The organism is Liquorilactobacillus vini DSM 20605 (assembly GCF_000255495.1).
GTDB classification, from domain to species: domain Bacteria; phylum Bacillota; class Bacilli; order Lactobacillales; family Lactobacillaceae; genus Liquorilactobacillus; species Liquorilactobacillus vini.
In genome coordinates this window covers 1-20,051 of record NZ_AHYZ01000008.1, presented here as the reverse complement: position 1 = coordinate 20,051, position 20,051 = coordinate 1, and the positions used below count along the sequence as shown (strand labels likewise).

Below are 20,051 nucleotides of genomic sequence, written 5' to 3'. Positions count from 1 at the left end.
GGTTTTTTTTAAACAATTTATTTGTTGTTTAGCCACTTAATAATTTGGCGGGCAATAATCGGTTGTGACCATTGCCAACTGCCATGCTCAGCACCTTTGACTTTAATAGCGGTGACAGCAACGTGTTTGGCGCTTAAAGCCTTGGTCATTTTGGTTAACTGATTAGGAGAGATCAATTGGTCTTTGCTGCCGTGCATTAACAAAAATGGTGGATTCTTTTCAGAAATGTAATTAATCGGGCTTGCTTCCGCCAGGGCGTCTGGATCAGCAGTGAAGACTTTCGTTTGATCATTTAAAAAGTTTAGACCATTCAGGTAAAGTCCAAGAATTGGTTCAACCGAGTTTTTTTCTGTTTGGTTAGTCAGGCCTTCAGCTAGCGAAGTTAAATCAGAAAAGCCAAACAATGATACGACTTTCCAGATCTTAGCATTGGCAACTGGAATCTCGACAGGTAAAAAATTGCTGGTGGCACTGGTCACTCCTAAGAATTGAGCTAAATAACCACCAGCCGAAACGCCAACTGCCGCGATTTGATCACGCTTGAGGCCAAATTCCGCAGCATGTTTTACTAGATAATTCAGTGCATACTTACTACTCAAAAGCTGAGCTGGGAAAGCTGCTGGAAGAACCTGATATTCAATCGAAGCGACCAAATAGCCAGCCTGAGCAAGCGCCAGCCGCAACTGAATAAAATTATTTGGATTAGCCAAACGGAAACCTCCGCCCGGTAAAAATAGAATTGCTGGAACAGGTTTGACCAGTTGGGGGATCAACAAGGACATTTTCAGCTCGTGAGTTCCTGAACGATGATAGGTGATATTAGGCAGACTTTTGACCACTGGGACAGTTGGCTCATTAATTGTAAGATTATTAATCACCTTATCAACTCCTAAAAATTAATATGCTTGTTCATCAAGATAGTGATTGTAATAAACAACGTTAATTTGGTCCTCATCGATGATCATTTTCGTCACTGAACCATTTTCCGGAGACTCGTCAATTACGTTGATTTGAGGAGCAAAACGGTCAACGAGGCTGCGAATTGTTGTTCCATGACTGACGACTAGCACTTGATCGCCATTTTTTTGATTTTGCCGTAGCGATTCAAAGCCGCCATTGATTCGCTGCCAGAATTCTTGATCATTCTCAGCAGCTTTAAACGGATCGGCTGCTTTCATCAGATCGCGTGAAGCTTTAATTGAATATTTGCTAATTAATTGGCGATAGCTTTGACAATTGTATGGGGCACCGACCATAAACCAGGTTTGTTCTGAATCGTTACCTTCAAAGTAACCATAACCCTGTTCGCGAAAATTTTGCAAAACTTTTGGTTGTGGTAATTGATGTTGATTGGCTTGAATGATATATTGGCAAGTCCGAGCCGTTCGTGTCATGTCACTACGGTAAATACTGGTAAAGTGGATATTTTGCAAATGCTTACCAGCTGAGATTGCATCATCAATCCCTTTTTTAGTTAGTGGTGAATCACACCAGCCTTGCATCCGGCGAAACTTATTCAATAATGTTTGACCATGGCGAACGAAATAGACAGTAAATGACATAATTTTCCTCCTAAAGAATTCTCTAAAATTAAGTATAACCCGAAGTAAAAAAATGAGAAAGCAGCTATTCATTCATTTTTTCAATTTCCGCGCGGATTGCTGGCACATCAGTTGATTTACCAGTGAAGATAATATGGTCATTTAGTTCAAGCCGGGTATTGCCATGTGGCGAAATTGGTTGATGGTTGCGAAAAATTTGACTGATGGTGACTTGATCAATGAACGGTAAATCTTTAATTTGTTTACGGACAAAACGGCGATTATGGACAATTACTTCGAAGATCCGTGACTTATTAGCGGTCAGAATTTCAAGGGTCGATGGGCTTTCAATCAAAGAGCGCAAAATGCTGACATTAACATCAGTTGGATTAAAGTACTCAATCCCCGCAACCGATAACTTAGCATCCAGATCATTCATAATATCACGGCTTTCAAAGCGCGTAATCACCCGTTGCACACCATACTTTTTGGCTGCCAAGGCTAGCTGATAATTTAACTGATAATCAGCGTAGCCTAGGACTAGGATATCAGTATCAAAAACCTCATGCTTAATCAAAAAGTCAGCCGTCAACTGCGGTAATAAAGTAACTTTAATTTCAGAGTTGTAAGTTTGATAATTATCTTCCCGGTCAGTATATAAATGAATATTATACCAATGATCCAACTGTTTTGCCGCTGAAACAGTTAATAAATTAGCACCAATAAAATGAACTTGAATTTTTTTGGTATCTTCAGCTTCGGTAACGAACAGTTTGTTAAAAATCAACGGACCCACTAAACAAGTCAAAATCGCGGCTATCAAGAAAGCACCAGATTGCCGAGTTGAAATGGCATGAACTTCTTCGGCAACTTGCAAAACTGCCAAGACTAAGGTGATGGTTGTTGCCGAGAGTAAACTCCCAGCTAAAGCATTTGCCTGCTTAAAAAAGCGCCGCAAGACGAAAAAGATTAACGCTTTGCTGAAGATAAAAGCTAAGAAAAACAACGGGATCAAGATCAGTACTTGACGATCATGCAACAAAGCTGGTAAATCAAGCTTAACACCGGTGGTAATAAAGAAGATTGGAATCAAAAAACCATAACCAATTGCGTCCAGTTTTTCGCGCGTAGATTCTTCCGGTTCAAGCAGTTTGATAACAATCCCTGCTACGAAAGCACCAAGGATGTTTTCGGCTCCGACTTCTTCTGCTAGTAAAACTAAAGTCAAAATTATAAAAAAGGCCATTCGAATATCTAACTGGGTGGTAGCTTTATTGATTTTTTGAAAGAAATCAAAAAATGCTTGGAAACGCCGGAATAGAAAAGCTGCCGCAATAAAAAGCAATAAAATCAGCCAAAGATGCTGAGCGTGTCCGGCATAGATCGAAGCAAAGGCCGTTAAAGCCAGCATCGGAATCACTTCACCTAAGACGGCAATCAGTAATAATGTTTGTCCGAAACGATTGTTGAGCAATTCTTTTTCTTTTAAGGCTGCAATGACAACACCCAAAGCAATTGTTGCAAAGAGGATTGCTGCTAGCCAAAAATTTTGATATAAACCACTCCATTTAAAAAGCAATGCCAAACCAATTGCAGAAATGATGACAGCACCATAAGCTTGGATTGCCAGTTTTAATGGTGAATAATTATTAGCTTGGGCGGCTTGCTTTTTGGCCAACGGAGTTTGGGGCTGATTTCCCTTTTTAAAGAGGCTAAAGTCAATTTCCATTCCACTTAAAAAAATCAAGAGGATCACGCCTAGAGTGGCTAAGAAATTCAAAAAGACACCAGTTTTAACAATATTTAGCAGACTCTTCCCTAAAATGATTCCAACAGCAATTTCAGCTACAGCCGTTGGCAGAGTTGAAATTTTTAGCCGAGCCAGCAATAAAGGGGTGGCTAAGGCCGCAAAAGTAACAATAATCAATGAAAGATTCATGATAAACTCCTTATTAAAATTCTTACAGCAAAGTTGATTAGTTTTATTATAACAGCCGCAATTTTTAAGCAAAATAAAACGCCCTGTGCAGCGTTAAGCCACCAGAGCGGGTAAGAATAAATTTTAATTCGCTAAAGTTTTTTTACGAAGCAATCGGTAAATAGCCATCAAAATACTTGAAATCAAGCCAAATCCTAAAACAGCTAAGAAGACCAGTGAAAAGTGCTCTTGTACAAAATCTAATTGACCGAAGAAATAACCCAGTGATGAACCAACTGCTACCCAAATCAAGACTCCAAGAAAATTATAAAAGCAAAATTGCTGATATTTCATCCCGGCACTGCCAGAAATCAACGGAATAAAGGTTCTAATTAACGGAACGAACCGGCCAAACATGACAGTTTTACCGCCATGCTGTTCAAAAAAAGCATGCGCCTGCCTAAAGCGCTTAGTCTGCATAAAACGTTGGAAAAATTTAAAGCGATGCAGATTTCGACCAATTTCATAGTTAACTGTATCACCGATCAACGCGGCAAAGAAAAAAACTGGAATCAAAATTCGAATATCCAGCGCTGAACCAGTAATTGCTGCTAAAGTGCTTGAGAAAAAAATCAAAGATTCTCCAGGTAAAAAAGCAAAAACAACTAGACCAGTTTCCATAAAGATCAAAACGAAGAGGGTAATATAAATCCAATTACCAAACATCCCGATCAGTGGATTAAGGTAGAGATAAATATGTGAAAGAAAAAACCAAATTTGACTAATCAAGATGTCACTTCCTTTAATTTACTTATCAACATTTTAAAAGATATTTCAGTTGACTTCCAGTATTTAGCCAATTATTTAATAATTTTTTACTAAAGTTAATTTTTGTGGCCAAAAATTTATAATAATTGAGGCAGTCGCTGTTTGGTGTTAAAATTATATATCCAGTTATTGCAGCAGAAAGTGAGGACAAGCAGTGTCAGCAGATAAGATCAAACAAATTGAACAGCAGCATATGGATCAAGTAATTGCTAAAATCAAGACTGCAGAAGCTAAGAATCAAGCAAAAATTAAACAAACAAAAGCTGATGAGCAGCAACTCCAAGCGGATTTTCCTAATAACTTGCGGATTAAAACCGAAACCTATTCGGGGATGTTTGAAACAGCGTTAACTGTTCGTCAGCAGCAACAGTTGTTAAACGAGCGGCAAAATGATTGGCAACACGCTGTCCGCCGCCTTGATATTTTAAAAAAAATGGAACGAAAACCATATTTTGCTCGAATTGACTTCCAAGAGTCAGCTAATCAGCAGCCAGAAACGATTTACATTGGTTTGGGTTCATTTGCCGACCGACCGGATAACTTTTTGATTTATGATTGGCGGGCGCCAATCTCAAGTATTTATTATGATGGACAATTGGGCAAGGTCAGCTACCAAACGACAGCCGGTCAGCAAACTGTCGATGTTAAATTAAAACGGCAATTTTTAGTTGAAAATGGACGAATCTTGACGGTCTTTGATACGGATCAAACTGTGGGTGATCAGTTGCTATTGGAAGCCTTGGGAGAAAAATCCGATACTAAAATGAAAAGTATTGTCACGACGATTCAAAAAGAGCAGAATAAGATCATTCGTGATACGCAGGCTAAGCTCTTGTTCGTTCAAGGAGCAGCTGGTTCCGGGAAAACTTCGGCAGTTTTGCAACGGGCAGCTTATTTGCTGTATCGTTATCGTGGGAATTTAACTTCGAGTCAACTGATTTTGTTTTCTCCCAACCAGTTGTTCAATGATTACATCGATCAGGTCTTGCCAGATTTAGGCGAGCAAAATATGGTTCAGTTGACCTATTATCAATATACGCAGCATCGCTTGCCTAGACTACAAGTCGAAACTTTGCAACAGCGGTTTGAACGGCAAATGACCGCGTCTCAGCTGCAGGTTAACCGATTAAAAAGCAGCTTAGCTTTTCAGCAAGCAACATTGGCTTATGCAAAAACGCTGGAAATAAGCGGAATCTGTTTTCGTGATCTAAAATTTCATGGAAAAGTTTTCTTCAGTCGCGAACAGATTCAAAAAATTTATTACAGTTTCAATCAAAATTATCATTTGCGCAATCGCCTAGAGGCAACTAAGGAACGTTTGATCCGCCGATTGAATCGTCGCGTTGATCAAGCAGCCGTTTCCGATGAAGTGCAAAAGCAGCTGCAGACGGTGACGCCAGCACAACTGGCAGAGCTTTACGGTAATCATCCACGTAATTTTCAAAATGCGGAACAGGAAATGAAATTCTTGGGCCGACAATTGATTATCAAAGAATACCAGCAGCTGCAAAAGAAAATTCAGCGCAATAGTTTTGTCAATATAACGTTGCAGTATTGGCATTTTTTAAAGCAGGTGCCGCAACTGCTTGATTTAAAGCAATTTCAATTAAGTTTGACCGCTTGGCAACAGGCAATCACCGAATTTAAGCAGCGGACTTTAAATCATCAGATCCTTCTAGAAGACGCTGCGGCATACTTGCAACTGTATGATTTAATTATCGGTAAACGTGGTAATTTAGAGATTAAGCAGGTTTTTATTGATGAAGTCCAGGACTATACGCCTTATCAGCTGGCATTTATCCAGCGTCAGTATCCACGGGCTCGGTTTACTTTATTAGGTGATTTGAATCAAGCAATCTTTACCAAAAAAGCCAGCTATGGTCTCTTGGATCAATTGGGACAATTGTTTTCGCCGGCCGAGACTAAAGTTGTTCAGTTAACGAAATCCTATCGTTCAACTAGACAAATCACTGAATTCTCACGGCAGATCTTAGAAAATGGTGCACAGATCGAGCCTTTCACGCGCGAAGGCGGACGCCCCCAAATTTTTTTGGCCGCCAATGAAGAGCAGATGTTAACGTATGCCCTTAAACAGCTGAAAAAAAATCAAAACAAGGCGAAGACGACTGCAATTATTGGCAAAACGCTGGCTGAGTGTCAACAAGTTGCCCAACAACTAATAGCAACTGGTCAGCAAGTTACCTTGATCAAGACCGAAAATCAACGATTAGCCCAAGGGACAATTGTTGTCCCAGCCTTCTTAGCTAAAGGCTTAGAATTTGACGAGGTGATTGTTTGGGATGCCAGCCAAGCTAACTATCAAGCTGATGAACAGCGCCAATTACTATATACGATTTGTTCGCGCGCGATGCATCGCTTAGTTATTATTGCATTAAAAAAATTATCACCTTTATTTGATCGTGTTGATCAAAACTTGTATGATTTAGAAAAATAATTAAAAAAACTAACTCGAGGTTTAGCTGTATGAAAGATCAGTTAAATTATTATCAGATTCCACGGGATGAGTGGAAAAAGTTTTACCAAAAACATATTGTTCCGTTAAATAATCAAGAATTGTTGCAGATCAAATCTGTTAATGATCGAATCTCATTGCGTGATGTCCAAGAGATTTATACGCCATTGGTTCATTTATTAGGGCTGCGACTGGCAGCACAAAAACAGCTGTTAGCCAAGCAAGCTGGATTTTTAGGAATCAAGCCGGCTCATGTTCCATTTTTGTTGGGAATCGCTGGGAGCGTTGCAGTTGGAAAAAGTACGATTGCCCGGTTGCTGCAATTAATGCTCCAAGACATTTATCCAGATAAACGGGTACAGCTGTTAACGACGGATGGGTTTTTATATTCCAATGCGCAATTAGAGCGGCGACATTTGTTAGATCGCAAAGGTTTTCCCGAAAGCTATGATATGGCGCATTTGTTGTCATTTACGAATGATGTTAAGAATGGCCTGCCTGCTAAAGCACCCGTTTACTCGCATAAAATTTATGATGTGATTCCGGGAAAATATGAATTAGTTGATGATCCAGATATTTTGATTGTTGAAGGAATTAATGTCTTGCAACTTCCAAGTAATCAGCAACTGTATGTTAGTGATTTCTTTGATTTTTCGATTTACGTCGATGCCCAAGAAGAGTTGATCAAGAAATGGTATTTGCAGCGCTTTGAAATGCTGCTGGATACGGCCTTTCAAGATCCAACTAACTATTATTATCCGTACGCTCAAGGTGATCGCCAAGCGGCATTCGAATTAGCTAAGCAAGTTTGGGAAGACGTTAATCATCCTAATTTGGATAATTACATTTTACCAACTAGGAATCGGGCGGATTTAATTTTGCATAAAACGGAAAATCACTTAGTAAACGAATTATTTTTACGAAAATACTGAAATCTACAGAATCTGTTTGACCAGCCTGATTTCAATCGTTAAAATTAAGTTTGTATTAAAAAAACTAATGAGGTGAACATACTTGACTAAAATGGATATACAGGACTTTGATAAGATCATTGTTCTGGATTTTGGCAGCCAGTACAATCAATTAATCACACGGCGGATCCGCGAATTTGGAATCTATTCAGAACTGCTGTCGCATAAATTGACTGCCGCTGAAATCAAGCAAATGGATCCCAAGGGAATTATTTTCTCTGGTGGACCTAATAGTGTTTACGATCAAAATGCTTTTCAGGTTGATCCGGAAATTTTCCAGCTTGGGATTCCAATTTTGGGCATTTGTTATGGCATGCAGTTGATGGCCCATGATTTGATTGGGGGGAAAGTTGAAAATGCAACTAACAAGGAATACGGCAAGGCAATTATCCAAGTCAAGGATGCACACGCTAAATTATTCCGTGATTTACCGGAAAAACAAACAGTTTGGATGAGTCATGGTGATTTGGTAACCCAGGTTCCAGATGGTTTTAAGATTTTAGCAACTAGTGAGAATTGTCCAATTTCAGCGATGGCCGATGATCAGCGGAAGTTTTACGGGATTCAGTTCCACGCTGAGGTTCGCAATACGGAATATGGCAATGAAATTTTACGGCATTTTGCCTTTGACATCTGCCAAGCACGTGATAACTGGTCAATGGATGATTTCATTGATTTGCAGATCCGCAAAATTCGGGAAACAGTTGGTGATCGTAAAGTTCTTCTCGGCCTCTCTGGTGGCGTCGATTCTTCAGTGGTTGGTGTGCTGTTGCATAAGGCGATCGGTAAGCAACTGACCAGTATTTTTGTTGATCATGGCTTGTTGCGCAAGGGTGAGGTTGAACAAGTAATGGACAGCTTAAAGGGCAAGTTTGGCTTGAACATTATTCAAGTTGATGCTCATGAGCGTTTCATGAAAAAATTAGTTGGCGTGGCTGACCCGGAAAAGAAGCGTAAGATCATTGGAAATGAATTTATTCAAGTTTTCAATGATGAAGCATCCAAATTGCACGGCATTGATTTCTTGGCGCAAGGGACGCTGTATACAGATGTCATTGAATCCGGGACCGATACGGCGCAAAAGATTAAGTCGCACCATAATGTCGGCGGCTTGCCAAAAGATATCAAATTTAAACTAATCGAACCACTACGGACATTATTTAAGGATGAAGTTCGTGAATTAGGTGAGCGCTTAGGGATGCCGTCAGCCTTAGTTTGGCGGCAGCCATTTCCCGGCCCTGGCCTTGGAATTCGGGTGATTGGTGAAATCACCGAAGAAAAGCTGCAGATTGTGCGTGATAGCGATTATATTTTACGGGAAGAAATCGCAAAACATGGCCTGGAACGGGAAATCTGGCAGTACTTTACCGTTTTACCTGGCATCCGCAGCGTCGGTGTAATGGGCGATGGGCGGACGTATGATTATACTGTCGGAATTCGAGCAGTAACGTCGATCGATGGGATGACGGCTGATTTTGCCAAAATTCCATGGGATGTTTTGCAGGAGATCTCAGTTCGAATTGTTGATGAAGTTGCTCATGTTAATCGGGTAGTTTATGATATTACTTCCAAACCCCCGGCAACTATCGAGTGGGAATAGTAGAAGCTAAGATATAAATACCGTTATACCGGCGTTTCTTGACTCTTTTCTTCTGTATTTCCCGTTGCTGGCACCGAAATGGCACCAGTAATGTGTTTCTTGCCCGTAAACTGATTACGAGTGGGGACAACGACTGAATGATCCGCCGGAGTGAAATCAACTAGACCATTAAGGTGTTGTGCTGTCTCAAAGTTACTATTTGGATATAGATGTCCATAAGTTCCTAAAGTTGTTTGAATGTCTTCATGTCCCAAACGTTCCTTAATAATTAATGGGTTTTCCCCAATACTAATTAACAAGGAAGCATGAGAATGTCGAAGCGCGTGGACACGAATTCGATGAACATTCGCGGCCTTAGAATAGACGTTGATTACTTGAGACAGTGATCCGCGAGTAGTTGGCACACCATTGTATGAAAGCACAAAATCTGTTTTAACTTCAGACGCTTGAATCTCTTTCCACTCGGAGAGATATTCAAGTGTCTTTTTGTCTAACGGAACTGTCCGAGCACTGGCGCGAGTTTTGGGTGAAGTAAATTCATAGTTAAACGCATTTAAATAATAAAGTGTTTTGTTGATCCGGATCGTACCGGCTTTAAAATCAACGTCTTCCCACTGAAGAGCGGTTGCTTCACCGATGCGGGCACCGGTCATAAATAGAAGCCAAATTGTGGTGAAATTGAAACGCTGATAGTAGTCATTAAGATCCATTAAGGAAATAACTTTCTCAAACTCGGCTTTAGTCCAGAAATCGACTTTCTTCTTTTCCTTCTTTAAATTGCCAACAATTTTTGTTGGATTCTCTTCACAGAATCCTAGTACAATTGCACGATCAAAAACCAAAGATAACAAGCATTGAACTAGGCGGGTGTATGAATTACTTACTTGACTCTTCATCATGATTTGCCATTTCTGTATGTCCACCGGCGTAATTTTGTTAATGAAATACTTGTTAAATCCTTTGAATTGCTTTCGAAAGACGCTAACGCGACTGTCAAAAGTAGCCTTTTTGACATGACCTTCATACCAAGGAATAAAGAATTGCTGGCAGAAGTCACCAAAGGTAATCTGATCTGTTGAACCTTCTTTAACCCCATTCGCCATTAAATCACGATAAGCAGTCTTTGCTTCACGCATTGTTTTAAATCCGCTACGGCGTTTTTGGACACGTTTACCAGTTCGTTCATCCACACCAATGTTGGCACGGAAATAATAGGTGCCGTCTTTTGCTTTTTTTATTACTTCGGTTGTCTTTGTCATTATGATTGCTCCTCTGACGCAGATGCACCGATTTTAGCTAACTCTGAAAGAGTTCGCGCATTGAGCGTAAGACCTAATACTTCTTCAACCGCAGTTACTGGAACGCGGCCTAGCTTTGGTGACTCGTAATATGGACAGCCTTTCTGGACCATTAACAGCTTTGCACGTCTGATAATGTCTTTAGAAGCCCAAGGTCCATATCCTAAAGCCACAAGTTCATGTTTAGTCATAGTGACAACGTGAACCATAATTAGCCTCCTTTCGCTGGAAGCTAGACCGTATATCTTAGCTTCCATATTAACAGGATTGGGGAATAAGTGCAGCTCAATTGTGTCGGAAAACTTGCTACCCAGTTCCGTCACTAACGGACATAGGAATTTCACCTCTCCTGCTTACGTGGGAGCCTCGCGGAAGTATCATTATTGACTTAACTTGTACGATCATCAGTTAAAAATCGTAATCAAAGTGTGGGAGGCGCTCGCACTTCTGGTCATGGCGTCCGCAGATCAACAGTTCAAGTAAAGTCAGAAAGTCAGGGTAGCAATATTCAGTTTTCAAAGGACTCACAGGTGTTATTGCCTGCTCACTATATACATACAGATAAAAATAGAAAATGAAACCCAAAAAGCAAACTAATCGAAAAAAGATTAGCTGAAATAATGCTTGACGTTTACATAGATATAGGTCTATATTGTAGATATAGATACGTGTCTATATTTGTGAGGGGAGAACGTCAATGGATTATCAAAATTATGTGCTAATGCTAAAAGCAATGGCTGACCCTAATCGTCTCAAAATCATTGATTTACTTTCCTGCGGTTCGCTTTGTGCCTGTGATATTTTAGAACATTTTGATTTTTCACAACCAACGTTATCGCACCACATGAAAGTTTTACAAAATGCTGGGATCGTCACGGCACGTAAAGAGGGTAAGTGGCAGCATTATACATTGCAGGCTGAATTTACGGCTAAATTTAGGCAAGGGACTGAACTACTTTTAGCCAGCAATGAAGAATGCGTTTGTCATGGTGACGATTGCATAGATCAGCAGACAAGTCATTCCAGAAAGGTTGTTATCACTAATGAAAAAAGTTGAATTATTTGAACCAGCGATGTGCTGTTCTACCGGGGTTTGTGGGCCAGCGGTCAATGAAGATCTATTAATGATCACTTCAGCGTTTGACGCGTTACAAGGTGTTTCCAGCGTTGAAGCCGACCGGTATAATCTTAGCAATAATCCAGATGTCTTTAGTCAGCGGGCCGATATTCTAGCTGCAATCAAGGATGATGCCGATGCAACATTGCCGATCACTGTTGTCGACGGCAAAATTGTTAAAACCGGCGCTTACCCAACAATTGATGAGTTATCGGAATATACTGGTTTAGTTTTCGTGCCGGCTGATCAATCAAGCGGCTGTTGTGGTGGAAGTGGCTGCTGCTAATTTTTTGGTTGAAGCAAGAAATGGCACAGCCGTTTCTTTTAAATTATATATAGATGATTATCTATGTTAGGAGAATATATATGCGCGAATATCAACCACAAAATGCTAATTTAACTCATTATTTATTTTTCACTGGTAAAGGGGGCGTCGGTAAGACCACAACGGCTAGTGCCACCGCCATCAATCTAGCTGATAGCGGTCAGCAAGTGATGCTGGTCTCCACTGATCCAGCTAGTAATTTACAGGATGTATTTGATACTGATTTGACCAATAAACCCAAGGCAATCACCGGTGTGCCCGGTCTATTTGCCGCTAACTTTGATCCGGTGACTGCTGCCGGTGAATATCGGGAAAGCGTCGTTGGTCCTTACCGCGGCGTGTTACCGGATGCAGCAGTCAAAAATATGGAGGAACAGTTGTCTGGTTCATGTACGGTCGAGATCGCATCGTTTAATGAATTCGCTAAATTTTTAACTGATCCCGCTGTCGATCAGCGCTTTGATTATATTATTTTTGATACAGCGCCGACTGGTCATGCGTTGCGTATGCTGCAATTGCCCTCAGCTTGGAATAATTACTTGGCGGAAAATGATCGTGGGGCTTCATGCTTAGGCCAACTAGCCGGGATGGGCGACAAAAAAGCAATTTACGCCAAGGCTGTGGCTACTTTAAGTAATGGCGAATTGACCACCTTAATGTTAGTCACGCGTCCCCAAAAAGCATCATTACTGGAAGCGGCGCGGGCAGCCCAAGAATTAGCTGATATTGGCATGCAAAATCAACAATTAATTATTAATGGAACGTTGAAAACACCGACTGATCGTGCTTCCCATGCTATTTTTGAGCAGCAGCAGACTGATTTGCAACAGATGCCAGCAACATTACAGGCGTTGCCCCAAGCAGAAGTACCGTTACGAGCGTACAATGTTACTGGCCTAGATAAGTTGAGATTAGTTTTACAACCGGAACAACCAAGTTTAGCAACTTATCCGGCAATTACCAATCACTATCCTAATTTAGATACCATTGTTGCTGATTTAATTAAGACTAACAAAAAAATTATTTTCACCATGGGTAAAGGCGGCGTAGGTAAAACTACGGTGGCCGTGCAGATCACTAAAAAGCTGGTGGCCCAGCATAAAACCGTTCATTTAGCCACCACTGATCCGGCTGATCATCTTGATTTCTTTAACACAGATGATCCTGCAATCACCATCAGTCATATTGATGAACAGCAGGTACTTAAGGACTATCAAAATGAAGTGCTGACGACGGCGCGTCAAACCATGAAATCGGCCGATGTTGACTATGTGGCTGAGGATCTACGCTCACCATGTACGCAAGAAATTGCCGTTTTCCGCGCTTTTGCTAACATTGTCGCCCAAAATGATAGTGATGTTGTAGTCATCGATACGGCGCCAACCGGCCATACGCTACTGCTACTGGATTCGACTCAAAGCTATGCCAAAGAAGTCAAACGCACTGCCGGTGATGTGCCTCAAGCAATCGTTGATCTGTTACCGCGGCTACAAGATCCAGCGCAGACTGAAATTGTAATGGTGACTTTACCGGAAACAACGCCAGTTTATGAGTCGATGCGCTTGAATGATGATCTAGATCGGGCCCAAATTGCGCACACCTGGTGGTTGGTCAATCAAAGTATGCTGGCAACGGAAACAACGCATCCTTGTTTGCAGGCCCGGGCGCAAAATGAAGTTGAATGGATCGAAAAGGTTAAGCAGATTTCCAATGGTCATTTTGCAGTTGAACAATGGCAACCAGATTTTGAGCAGGCGTTATTAACGATTTAGCGTTATTAAAATTTGAAATAAAGGTATCAATTAATCAGGGTAGCAATACCCTGATTTTGGTAGTTGGGAGGAACCATGCAAGTCTTTTTCGCCGTTTTTATATTTTTACTGACATTATTATTTGTTATTTGGCAACCTAAGGGACTATCAATTGGCTGGACTGCGATTGGTGGTGCCGTTCTAGCACTATTATTCCGGGTGGTCACGTTTAAAGATGTTGGCACTGTCACCGGAATCGTTTGGAACGCGACTTTATCTTTCGTCGCAATTATTTTGATCTCACTAATTTTGGATGAGATTGGTTTTTTCGAGTGGGCTGCCTTACATATGGCGCGGCTAGCTAAAGGTAATGGCGTGCGCATGTTCATTCTGATCGCCGTTTTAGGTGCAATTGTCGCCGCCTTATTTGCTAACGATGGTGCAGCGTTGATTTTAACGCCGATCGTCTTGGCAATGGTCCGTGCGTTACATTTCGATGAAAAGCGGGTTTTCCCATTTATCATTGCTAGTGGCTTCATCGCTGATGCAACATCACTACCGTTAGTTGTCAGTAATCTAGTCAATATTGTATCAGCTGATTTCTTTGGTATCACATTTTCGGAGTATGCGCTACGGATGTGGCTACCGGATCTTTTTTCATTAGTTGCTAGCATCGGTATTTTGTACTTATATTTTCGTAAGGCGTTACCTAAACACTATGATGCCAGCCAAGTTGCTGAACCAAAATCGGCGATCAAGGATCAACGATTATTTAAATTTTCTTGGGTCGTGCTGGCAGCGTTATTGATTGGTTACTTTAGCAGTAGCTTCCTAAATATTCCAGTTTCGATTATTGCTTTGACGATTGCCTTGATCTTTTTGCTAGTCGGTCAGCTAAGTCATCACGTCAATACCAAGGCCGTTATTAAAGGTGCACCGTGGAATATTGTTTTCTTCTCAATTGGAATGTACGTGGTGGTTTATGGCCTACAAAACGTTGGCTTAACGGCATTGCTTGCGGGAATCATTGCTAAAATGGCAACTGGTGGGCGTTTTGTCGCCACCATGGGCATGGGCTATATGGCTGCGTTCTTGTCGTCGGCCATGAATAACATGCCAACTGTGATGATCAATGCTTTATCGATCAAAGGGGCGAATGTCTCTGGCTTAATGCACCAAACCTTAGTTTATGCTAATATTATTGGTTCTGATCTAGGACCAAAAATTACGCCAATCGGTTCATTAGCAACTTTAGTTTGGCTACATGTTCTAGCGCAAAAGGACGTTAAGATTGCTTGGGGCACTTATTTTAAAATTGGTATCACGATCACGATTCCAGTTTTATTCATTACACTATGTGGTTTATGGTTATCGTTAAGTATCTTTGGTTAAGGAAGGATAGCTGATTATGATGCAAACTAAATATGAGCAACAGAATTCATTGGGTAATAGTCTAAACATAATCGATACTTTGGTGAAGCAAGTTGTAAGTGCAGAAATAGAAGCAATTTCTGCGGCGTATCTGATTCAAGCCAATCAATAAATTAATCTGCTTGAATTAAAATATAGCCATGAACTAGTAATTCAACAGAACTTGTCTCAGGTGGAAACGGCCTTTTTGCAAATCAATTAGTTAATTCTAGATAATTTAGCGGTTAGTTATTTTCGTGACTATACTCAAGTGGAGAAAGAGTTTGATCATTTTGACCGCCTGATAGGTGAGGTAAAAGATGATCAAAATAGAGATTTTTGAAGCAGCAATGTGTTGCGCAACTGGTGTTTGTGGGCCAAGTGTTAACAAGAAACTTATTCAAACGACTGCAATTCAGCGTCATGTTAATGCAGACAGCAAAAACAGAATCACACGTAAAAATCTAGCACAAAACCCAGATGCCTTTGTTCATAGTCAACAAGTGCATGACTTATTAGAAAAGTATGGCGTCGCAATTTTACCAATTACTATGGTCAATGGTAAAATCGTTAAACAAAAAGATTATCCAACTTTTCAAGAGTTCTCAGACTACCTACAGCAAGATTTAAGTCGGGCACGTGTTCATTAACCGGAGTGAAAGGAATTAATTAAATGGTACGTGATGCAGAAAAATTATTGATCATCGGTGGTAGTGACGCTGGTATTTCAGCGGCCTTAAAGGCCAAAGAACTTAAACCGCAACTAAGAGTTCAAGTATTATTGGCAGATGAGTACCCTAATTTATCAATTTGTGGATTGCCCTATGCAGTTAGTGGGGAGGTACCCAATTGGCATTCATTAGCTCATCGGGATTTACAAGAATTAACGTCGACTGGCGTTGAGTTTCAAATGAATATGATTGCTAAGAAAATTGATCCGCAGCAACATGAAGTTATCGCGCATTCGTTTGCGGGTGAATTACAAATTTATCATTATGATCATTTGGTTGTAGCCACTGGAGCCAAGCCAAAATTATCTGGTATTACAGGGATAGACTTAGCGCGTACACAACAGCAGAATAGTAAAGTTCGTGTTTTGCATACGATGGCAGATTATTTTGCGCTTGAAACGAATTTGACTACAAACAGTGTGCAAAATGTGGCTATCGTAGGCTCCGGCTATATTGGGATTGAAATGGCGGAGGCGTTGCAGAAACGTCATTTAAACGTGACTATTTTTCAACGTGGCGCAGAGATACTATCAACGGTCGATGCTGATTTAGGCCAAATCGTTCATCAAAAATTAGTTGCTAATGATGTTCAGGTTGCAACTAACTTAACTGTTTCAGAAATTAATGAAACTGAAACTAAGGTGAAGGTTGTTGGTGTGAATGCGGATCAAAAGATAAATACTTATGATTTTGATTTGGCTTTAGTTGTGGTTGGTGTTCAGCCGAATACTGATTTATTAGTCGCAGCTGGTTCCGAAACTGGAATTGCTGGTGCCGTCAAGGTTGATCAATATATGCAAACTACGTTACCAGATATATGGGCGGCCGGTGATTTAGTTGAAACAAAACATCATTTGTTAGGGAAGGCTTACTTACCGCTGGGCACAACGGCACACAAACAAGGGCGAACTGCCGGGTTCAATGTTGCTGGTGTTCCACGTACCTTTAAGGGTAGCATTGGGACTCAAGTGCTAAAGGTATTTGATCTAGTAGTTGCGCGGACTGGATTATTAGCAAAGGAGGCCATACAGGCAGATTTTGCGCCATTTACTGTAACAACCGACGTCGATGATCATAAAGCGTATTTTCCGGGTGCACATAAGATTAAGATCAGGATTACCGGTGATCAACATACCGGCCGACTTTTAGGCGTACAGGTAATTGGTTATTACGGTAGTGAAGTTGCCAAACGTTGTGATATTTTTGCAGTGGCAATTTTTAATAATATGACGGTGGCGGAAATTAGTGATTTAGATTTATCCTATTCACCACCAGTTGGCTCACCTTGGGATGCAGTACAGATTGCGACTCAGAATTGGGAGCAACAAAGTTTGAAATATTAATTATTTATTTAAAATATTCCAACATCCAGTTGAAGCTTATATTTTAAGCGTCAACTGGATGTTGGCGTTTTATAACCTAGTTATTTTTGTGATGGAGTTTCAATTACTAATATTAAGTGTAAAATATGGTTCACCATTAAACTATTACATGATATAATGTAATAGTTGGTCGTCACATAATTGTATTACAAGGAGGATACGCATGATAAAAGTAGACTGTTGTCCGGATAAACCAGAATTAGCTAGCCGTGATTTACTGAGTGAAGAGAACGCAAGTGAGATCGTCTTACTTTTTAAAGTTCTATCCAATGATACAAGATTAAGAATTTTACATTGTTTAACGCGCGAGCCTAAAATATCAGTTGGCAAGATTGCGGCTAGGCTTAATATGAAAACTGCAGCTATTTCTAACCAGTTGCAGCGATTAGTTGATCAAAAAATTGTGAAAACTGAACGTGATGGAAATTTCATCAACTATGAAATTATTGATGAATGTACTGCTATTCTATTAGAACGTGCTTGGTGTTTAGCAGAAGACACAGGTAAAATTACGGGTTAATAAATATGTGAAATGGGATGTTGCTATGATTAAAACCATTATAACTGGTATTGTGCTATACGCCTCCACCGCGATTGATTTATTAGTTATTCTGATGTTATTATTTTCAAAATATCGGTCAACAAAACATAAGCAACAAATTTATATTGGTCAATTTTTAGGTTCATACACATTGATAGCAATCAGTCTTTTTTTTGCGTTAGTACTTCACTATGTGCCTGCTAAGTGGATTCTTGGATTTTTAGGTTTAATACCGATTGGCTTTGGGATTAAATATATCCTGAGTGACGAAGATGAAGCCGCTGAGGTTGATGAAAAAATCGAACAGCGAAAAGACAAAAATTTGATCGCAACGGTTGCTTTAATCACCGTTGCATCTTGTGGCTCTGATAACATTGGACTTTTTGTGCCTTACTTTGTATCGTTAACAATCGAACAACTAATAACGACGTTTATTGTTTTTACATTCTGTATCTTCATACTTGTCTATTTGGGTGATAAATTTTCGCGTGTGAAGATTGTTAAGAAATTGTTAGATAAATTTGGTAATTGGATTATGGCAATTATTTATATTGGATTAGGCATGATGATTATTTTAGAGAGTGACACAATTTCACATCTTATTAAAATACTTTTTTGAAAAAATAGGATATCTTTTTTGTTTATATAGAGGTGTTATAATGGCATCAGAGAATTGGTTACTTGCAAAAAAAATTGTTTCGAATTACGGGTGTGGATTTGAAACATATTATAATATGAAAGTGAACGACGATCTTAGCTTAGCGTGATATTCTACGTAAAACTGAGACTTTTTGTTATTTAGGGGGCGGTAGGAGGAACATTTTGTTTTGTCTGGATTGATGGCGTACACGAGACAATTTTAGTTTTGACCATACAAGAAAGCTGTTATCACGAAAGAAGAGACAATTATGGTCAGAATTAAATAAGGAACGATATTATTGGTGATTAAAAACTTAGTTTGATGACTAATACTGATCCAACTACATTATCAGATATGAATACAAGTAGTTTCATGATAGACACTATGTTTCAACGACTTTTGAAAGAAGGTTCAGAGCTTTCTAACAATTTCATGGATGTCCCAGATTTAAAAGCGGATACGAGTCGTATGTTATTCAGTGTGAAAAAATGAAAACAGCTGTTTGTCCAGATTAGTGGTTCAAAACAGTAATTCTGTTCGTTGCGCATACAAAAAAGATCCGTTGACTCCGCTACACAAGAATAATTAAAAAAGCAAATTAATCGAAAAAAAGATTAATTTACTTTCAGTGATTACTCTAGATAGCGTTCTAAATTGAATTTATGAACAGTGTGGATAAAGTGTTCGTTTAATATTTGGTAACGATCCTCGTCAAAATATGAATGGCCCCAAGTAGTGATGTTGATAATTAATGGCTGAAATTCTTTAATAAGCTTTGCCATGGCAATTGGATCACCTTGTTGAGCTGCACAAATCGTTTCGGTATAATTCATCGCTATTCTCCTCGTAAAGTTAGATTTGGGTCGTCTAATTCTTATGGAGGAGGGGGTGAACGAATCTTGATGACTAAATTAGTCGAAGAAAGTAGCAGCAATTTTGCTTAAGACCTTGCGATGCTGTTTAGAAATCGCTTGACTACTAACGTGCAAGATTTGTCCGATAGCTTTATCCGAAAGCTGCTCAACATATTTATAATAGAGTAATTTCTTTTGTGGATCGGTCAATCTGGCTATTGAAATAACCAGCCTTTCATTGATGAAATACTCTTCAAGGTGTGCTGCTTGTTCCGCTTTAATTAATTTAACGCCCGGTAGCATCTCATCAATCAGGTATTCCAGCGTTTCCTCATTTAGTGGAACTTCAGGAACTTTGTGCTGCTCCTCCACATAAAGTGAGCGAGTCTTGTTTACCAGTGATAGCTTGGCATAATGCGAAAATGCTTGTTTGACATCTTGATCAGACATAACAAATCCTCCTTTTACCAAACAAATACTAAAAATTGTTGCAAAATGAAACCGTTTTATAAACTTGTATAAATAGATTATAAAATAAAGTCAGTCAATAATCTCAATAAATATTTTAGTTTGTCGAGGAAGTAAAAAAAATAAGTTCTAGGTGCATGTTTGTGACAAATTGTAAATAATCATTTTTGTGTTGGATAGTTCTGTTGCTTTATTTCAATTGA

The 20,051-nt window shown here is 39.8% G+C and carries 20 protein-coding genes; 12 read left to right on the top strand and 8 right to left on the bottom strand.

The annotated features are described in order from the left end of the window. Positions 1–17: 17 nt before the first annotated feature. The 4 genes from ON15_RS00200 to ON15_RS00185 form a co-directional block, all read right to left on the bottom strand. Complete coding sequence (locus ON15_RS00200) at positions 18–878, bottom strand: alpha/beta hydrolase (protein ID WP_010579445.1); 861 nt, start codon at positions 876–878, stop codon at positions 18–20. 18 nt (positions 879–896) lie between these two features. Then, the gene (locus ON15_RS00195) at positions 897–1,562 is read right to left on the bottom strand and encodes a histidine phosphatase family protein (protein ID WP_010579444.1); all 666 of its coding nucleotides are present in this window, start codon (positions 1,560–1,562) and stop codon (positions 897–899) included. 64 nt (positions 1,563–1,626) lie between these two features. Then, the gene (locus ON15_RS00190; protein ID WP_010579443.1) at positions 1,627–3,480 is read right to left on the bottom strand and encodes a cation:proton antiporter domain-containing protein; all 1,854 of its coding nucleotides are present in this window, start codon (positions 3,478–3,480) and stop codon (positions 1,627–1,629) included. A gap of 123 nt (positions 3,481–3,603) precedes the next feature. Then, positions 3,604–4,248: a VTT domain-containing protein gene (locus ON15_RS00185; RefSeq protein WP_010579442.1), complete on the bottom strand. Its 645-nt coding sequence runs from the start codon at positions 4,246–4,248 to the stop codon at positions 3,604–3,606. Between the two features lie 193 nt (positions 4,249–4,441). Between ON15_RS00185 and helD the strand changes: the two genes are divergently transcribed. The 3 genes from helD (at position 4,442) to guaA (ending at position 9,331) form a co-directional block, all read left to right on the top strand. Then, positions 4,442–6,742, top strand: coding sequence for an RNA polymerase recycling motor HelD (helD, locus tag ON15_RS00180; protein WP_010579441.1), 2,301 nt, complete (start codon positions 4,442–4,444; stop codon positions 6,740–6,742). Between the two features lie 29 nt (positions 6,743–6,771). Further along, on the top strand, positions 6,772–7,692 hold the full coding sequence (gene coaA, locus ON15_RS00175; protein ID WP_010579440.1) for a type I pantothenate kinase: 921 nt from the start codon (positions 6,772–6,774) through the stop codon (positions 7,690–7,692). A gap of 91 nt (positions 7,693–7,783) precedes the next feature. Beyond that, positions 7,784–9,331: a glutamine-hydrolyzing GMP synthase gene (gene guaA / locus ON15_RS00170; RefSeq protein ID WP_010579439.1), complete on the top strand. Its 1,548-nt coding sequence runs from the start codon at positions 7,784–7,786 to the stop codon at positions 9,329–9,331. A gap of 23 nt (positions 9,332–9,354) precedes the next feature. Here guaA and ON15_RS00165 read toward each other — a convergent pair whose 3' ends face one another. Next, on the bottom strand, positions 9,355–10,590 hold the full coding sequence (locus tag ON15_RS00165) for a site-specific integrase (RefSeq protein WP_010579438.1): 1,236 nt from the start codon (positions 10,588–10,590) through the stop codon (positions 9,355–9,357). Continuing rightward, positions 10,590–10,838, bottom strand: coding sequence for a DUF3173 domain-containing protein (locus tag ON15_RS00160; RefSeq protein WP_010579437.1), 249 nt, complete (start codon positions 10,836–10,838; stop codon positions 10,590–10,592). Before ON15_RS00160 ends, ON15_RS00165 begins: the two co-directional genes overlap by 1 nt. Positions 10,839–11,326: 488 nt before the next feature. On the opposite strand from ON15_RS00160, the gene ON15_RS00155 reads away from it, so the two are divergent. The 9 genes from ON15_RS00155 to ON15_RS00115 all read left to right on the top strand — a co-directional run bounded on the left by ON15_RS00155 (position 11,327) and on the right by ON15_RS00115 (position 18,505). Beyond that, complete coding sequence (locus ON15_RS00155) at positions 11,327–11,686, top strand: ArsR/SmtB family transcription factor (RefSeq protein ID WP_010579436.1); 360 nt, start codon at positions 11,327–11,329, stop codon at positions 11,684–11,686. After that, on the top strand, positions 11,673–12,032 hold the full coding sequence (gene arsD / locus ON15_RS00150) for an arsenite efflux transporter metallochaperone ArsD (RefSeq protein ID WP_010579435.1): 360 nt from the start codon (positions 11,673–11,675) through the stop codon (positions 12,030–12,032). The genes ON15_RS00155 and arsD (ON15_RS00150) overlap by 14 nt, the downstream gene beginning before the upstream one ends. 80 nt (positions 12,033–12,112) lie before the next feature. Further along, positions 12,113–13,843: an arsenical pump-driving ATPase gene (arsA, locus tag ON15_RS00145; RefSeq protein WP_010579434.1), complete on the top strand. Its 1,731-nt coding sequence runs from the start codon at positions 12,113–12,115 to the stop codon at positions 13,841–13,843. 75 nt (positions 13,844–13,918) lie between these two features. Then, positions 13,919–15,214, top strand: a complete 1,296-nt coding sequence (locus tag ON15_RS00140; RefSeq protein WP_010579433.1) for an arsenic transporter — start codon at positions 13,919–13,921, stop codon at positions 15,212–15,214. A gap of 16 nt (positions 15,215–15,230) precedes the next feature. Beyond that, complete coding sequence (locus ON15_RS12120; protein ID WP_010579432.1) at positions 15,231–15,365, top strand: hypothetical protein; 135 nt, start codon at positions 15,231–15,233, stop codon at positions 15,363–15,365. A 187-nt stretch (positions 15,366–15,552) separates the two neighbouring features. Beyond that, positions 15,553–15,882, top strand: coding sequence for an arsenite efflux transporter metallochaperone ArsD (gene arsD / locus ON15_RS00130; RefSeq protein ID WP_010579431.1), 330 nt, complete (start codon positions 15,553–15,555; stop codon positions 15,880–15,882). Between the two features lie 23 nt (positions 15,883–15,905). Beyond that, positions 15,906–17,306 carry an FAD-dependent oxidoreductase gene (locus tag ON15_RS00125; RefSeq protein ID WP_010579430.1) on the top strand — a complete coding sequence of 467 codons (1,401 nt, stop codon included), beginning with the start codon at positions 15,906–15,908 and terminating at the stop codon, positions 17,304–17,306. 202 nt (positions 17,307–17,508) lie between these two features. After that, positions 17,509–17,865 carry an ArsR/SmtB family transcription factor gene (locus ON15_RS00120; protein WP_010579429.1) on the top strand — a complete coding sequence of 119 codons (357 nt, stop codon included), beginning with the start codon at positions 17,509–17,511 and terminating at the stop codon, positions 17,863–17,865. A gap of 25 nt (positions 17,866–17,890) precedes the next feature. Then, positions 17,891–18,505 carry a CadD family cadmium resistance transporter gene (locus tag ON15_RS00115; protein WP_010579428.1) on the top strand — a complete coding sequence of 205 codons (615 nt, stop codon included), beginning with the start codon at positions 17,891–17,893 and terminating at the stop codon, positions 18,503–18,505. Positions 18,506–19,158: 653 nt separating this feature from the next. Here ON15_RS00115 and ON15_RS00110 read toward each other — a convergent pair. Beyond that, complete coding sequence (locus ON15_RS00110; RefSeq protein ID WP_010579427.1) at positions 19,159–19,359, bottom strand: helix-turn-helix domain-containing protein; 201 nt, start codon at positions 19,357–19,359, stop codon at positions 19,159–19,161. 78 nt (positions 19,360–19,437) lie between these two features. Then, positions 19,438–19,830, bottom strand: coding sequence for a sigma factor-like helix-turn-helix DNA-binding protein (locus ON15_RS00105; protein ID WP_010579426.1), 393 nt, complete (start codon positions 19,828–19,830; stop codon positions 19,438–19,440). Positions 19,831–20,051 lie beyond the last annotated feature (221 nt).

Bases quoted from the DNA above. Each gene is read 5' to 3' on its own strand.
- ON15_RS00190 (WP_010579443.1), bottom strand. From the start codon at position 3,480: ATGAATCTTTCATTGATTATTGTTACTTTTGCGGCCTTAGCCACCCCT.
- ON15_RS00160 (WP_010579437.1), bottom strand. From the start codon at position 10,838: ATGGTTCACGTTGTCACTATGACTAAACATGAACTTGTGGCTTTAGGA.
- ON15_RS00140 (WP_010579433.1), top strand. From the start codon at position 13,919: ATGCAAGTCTTTTTCGCCGTTTTTATATTTTTACTGACATTATTATTT.
- ON15_RS00115 (WP_010579428.1), top strand. From the start codon at position 17,891: ATGATTAAAACCATTATAACTGGTATTGTGCTATACGCCTCCACCGCG.
- arsA (WP_010579434.1), top strand. From the start codon at position 12,113: ATGCGCGAATATCAACCACAAAATGCTAATTTAACTCATTATTTATTT.
- guaA (WP_010579439.1), top strand. From the start codon at position 7,784: ATGGATATACAGGACTTTGATAAGATCATTGTTCTGGATTTTGGCAGC.
- ON15_RS00125 (WP_010579430.1), top strand. From the start codon at position 15,906: ATGGTACGTGATGCAGAAAAATTATTGATCATCGGTGGTAGTGACGCT.
- ON15_RS00110 (WP_010579427.1), bottom strand. From the start codon at position 19,359: ATGAATTATACCGAAACGATTTGTGCAGCTCAACAAGGTGATCCAATT.
- ON15_RS12120 (WP_010579432.1), top strand. From the start codon at position 15,231: ATGATGCAAACTAAATATGAGCAACAGAATTCATTGGGTAATAGTCTA.
- ON15_RS00120 (WP_010579429.1), top strand. From the start codon at position 17,509: ATGATAAAAGTAGACTGTTGTCCGGATAAACCAGAATTAGCTAGCCGT.
- ON15_RS00155 (WP_010579436.1), top strand. From the start codon at position 11,327: ATGGATTATCAAAATTATGTGCTAATGCTAAAAGCAATGGCTGACCCT.
- arsD (WP_010579435.1), top strand. From the start codon at position 11,673: ATGAAAAAAGTTGAATTATTTGAACCAGCGATGTGCTGTTCTACCGGG.
- coaA (WP_010579440.1), top strand. From the start codon at position 6,772: ATGAAAGATCAGTTAAATTATTATCAGATTCCACGGGATGAGTGGAAA.
- ON15_RS00105 (WP_010579426.1), bottom strand. From the start codon at position 19,830: ATGTCTGATCAAGATGTCAAACAAGCATTTTCGCATTATGCCAAGCTA.
- ON15_RS00195 (WP_010579444.1), bottom strand. From the start codon at position 1,562: ATGTCATTTACTGTCTATTTCGTTCGCCATGGTCAAACATTATTGAAT.
- arsD (WP_010579431.1), top strand. From the start codon at position 15,553: ATGATCAAAATAGAGATTTTTGAAGCAGCAATGTGTTGCGCAACTGGT.
- ON15_RS00165 (WP_010579438.1), bottom strand. From the start codon at position 10,590: ATGACAAAGACAACCGAAGTAATAAAAAAAGCAAAAGACGGCACCTAT.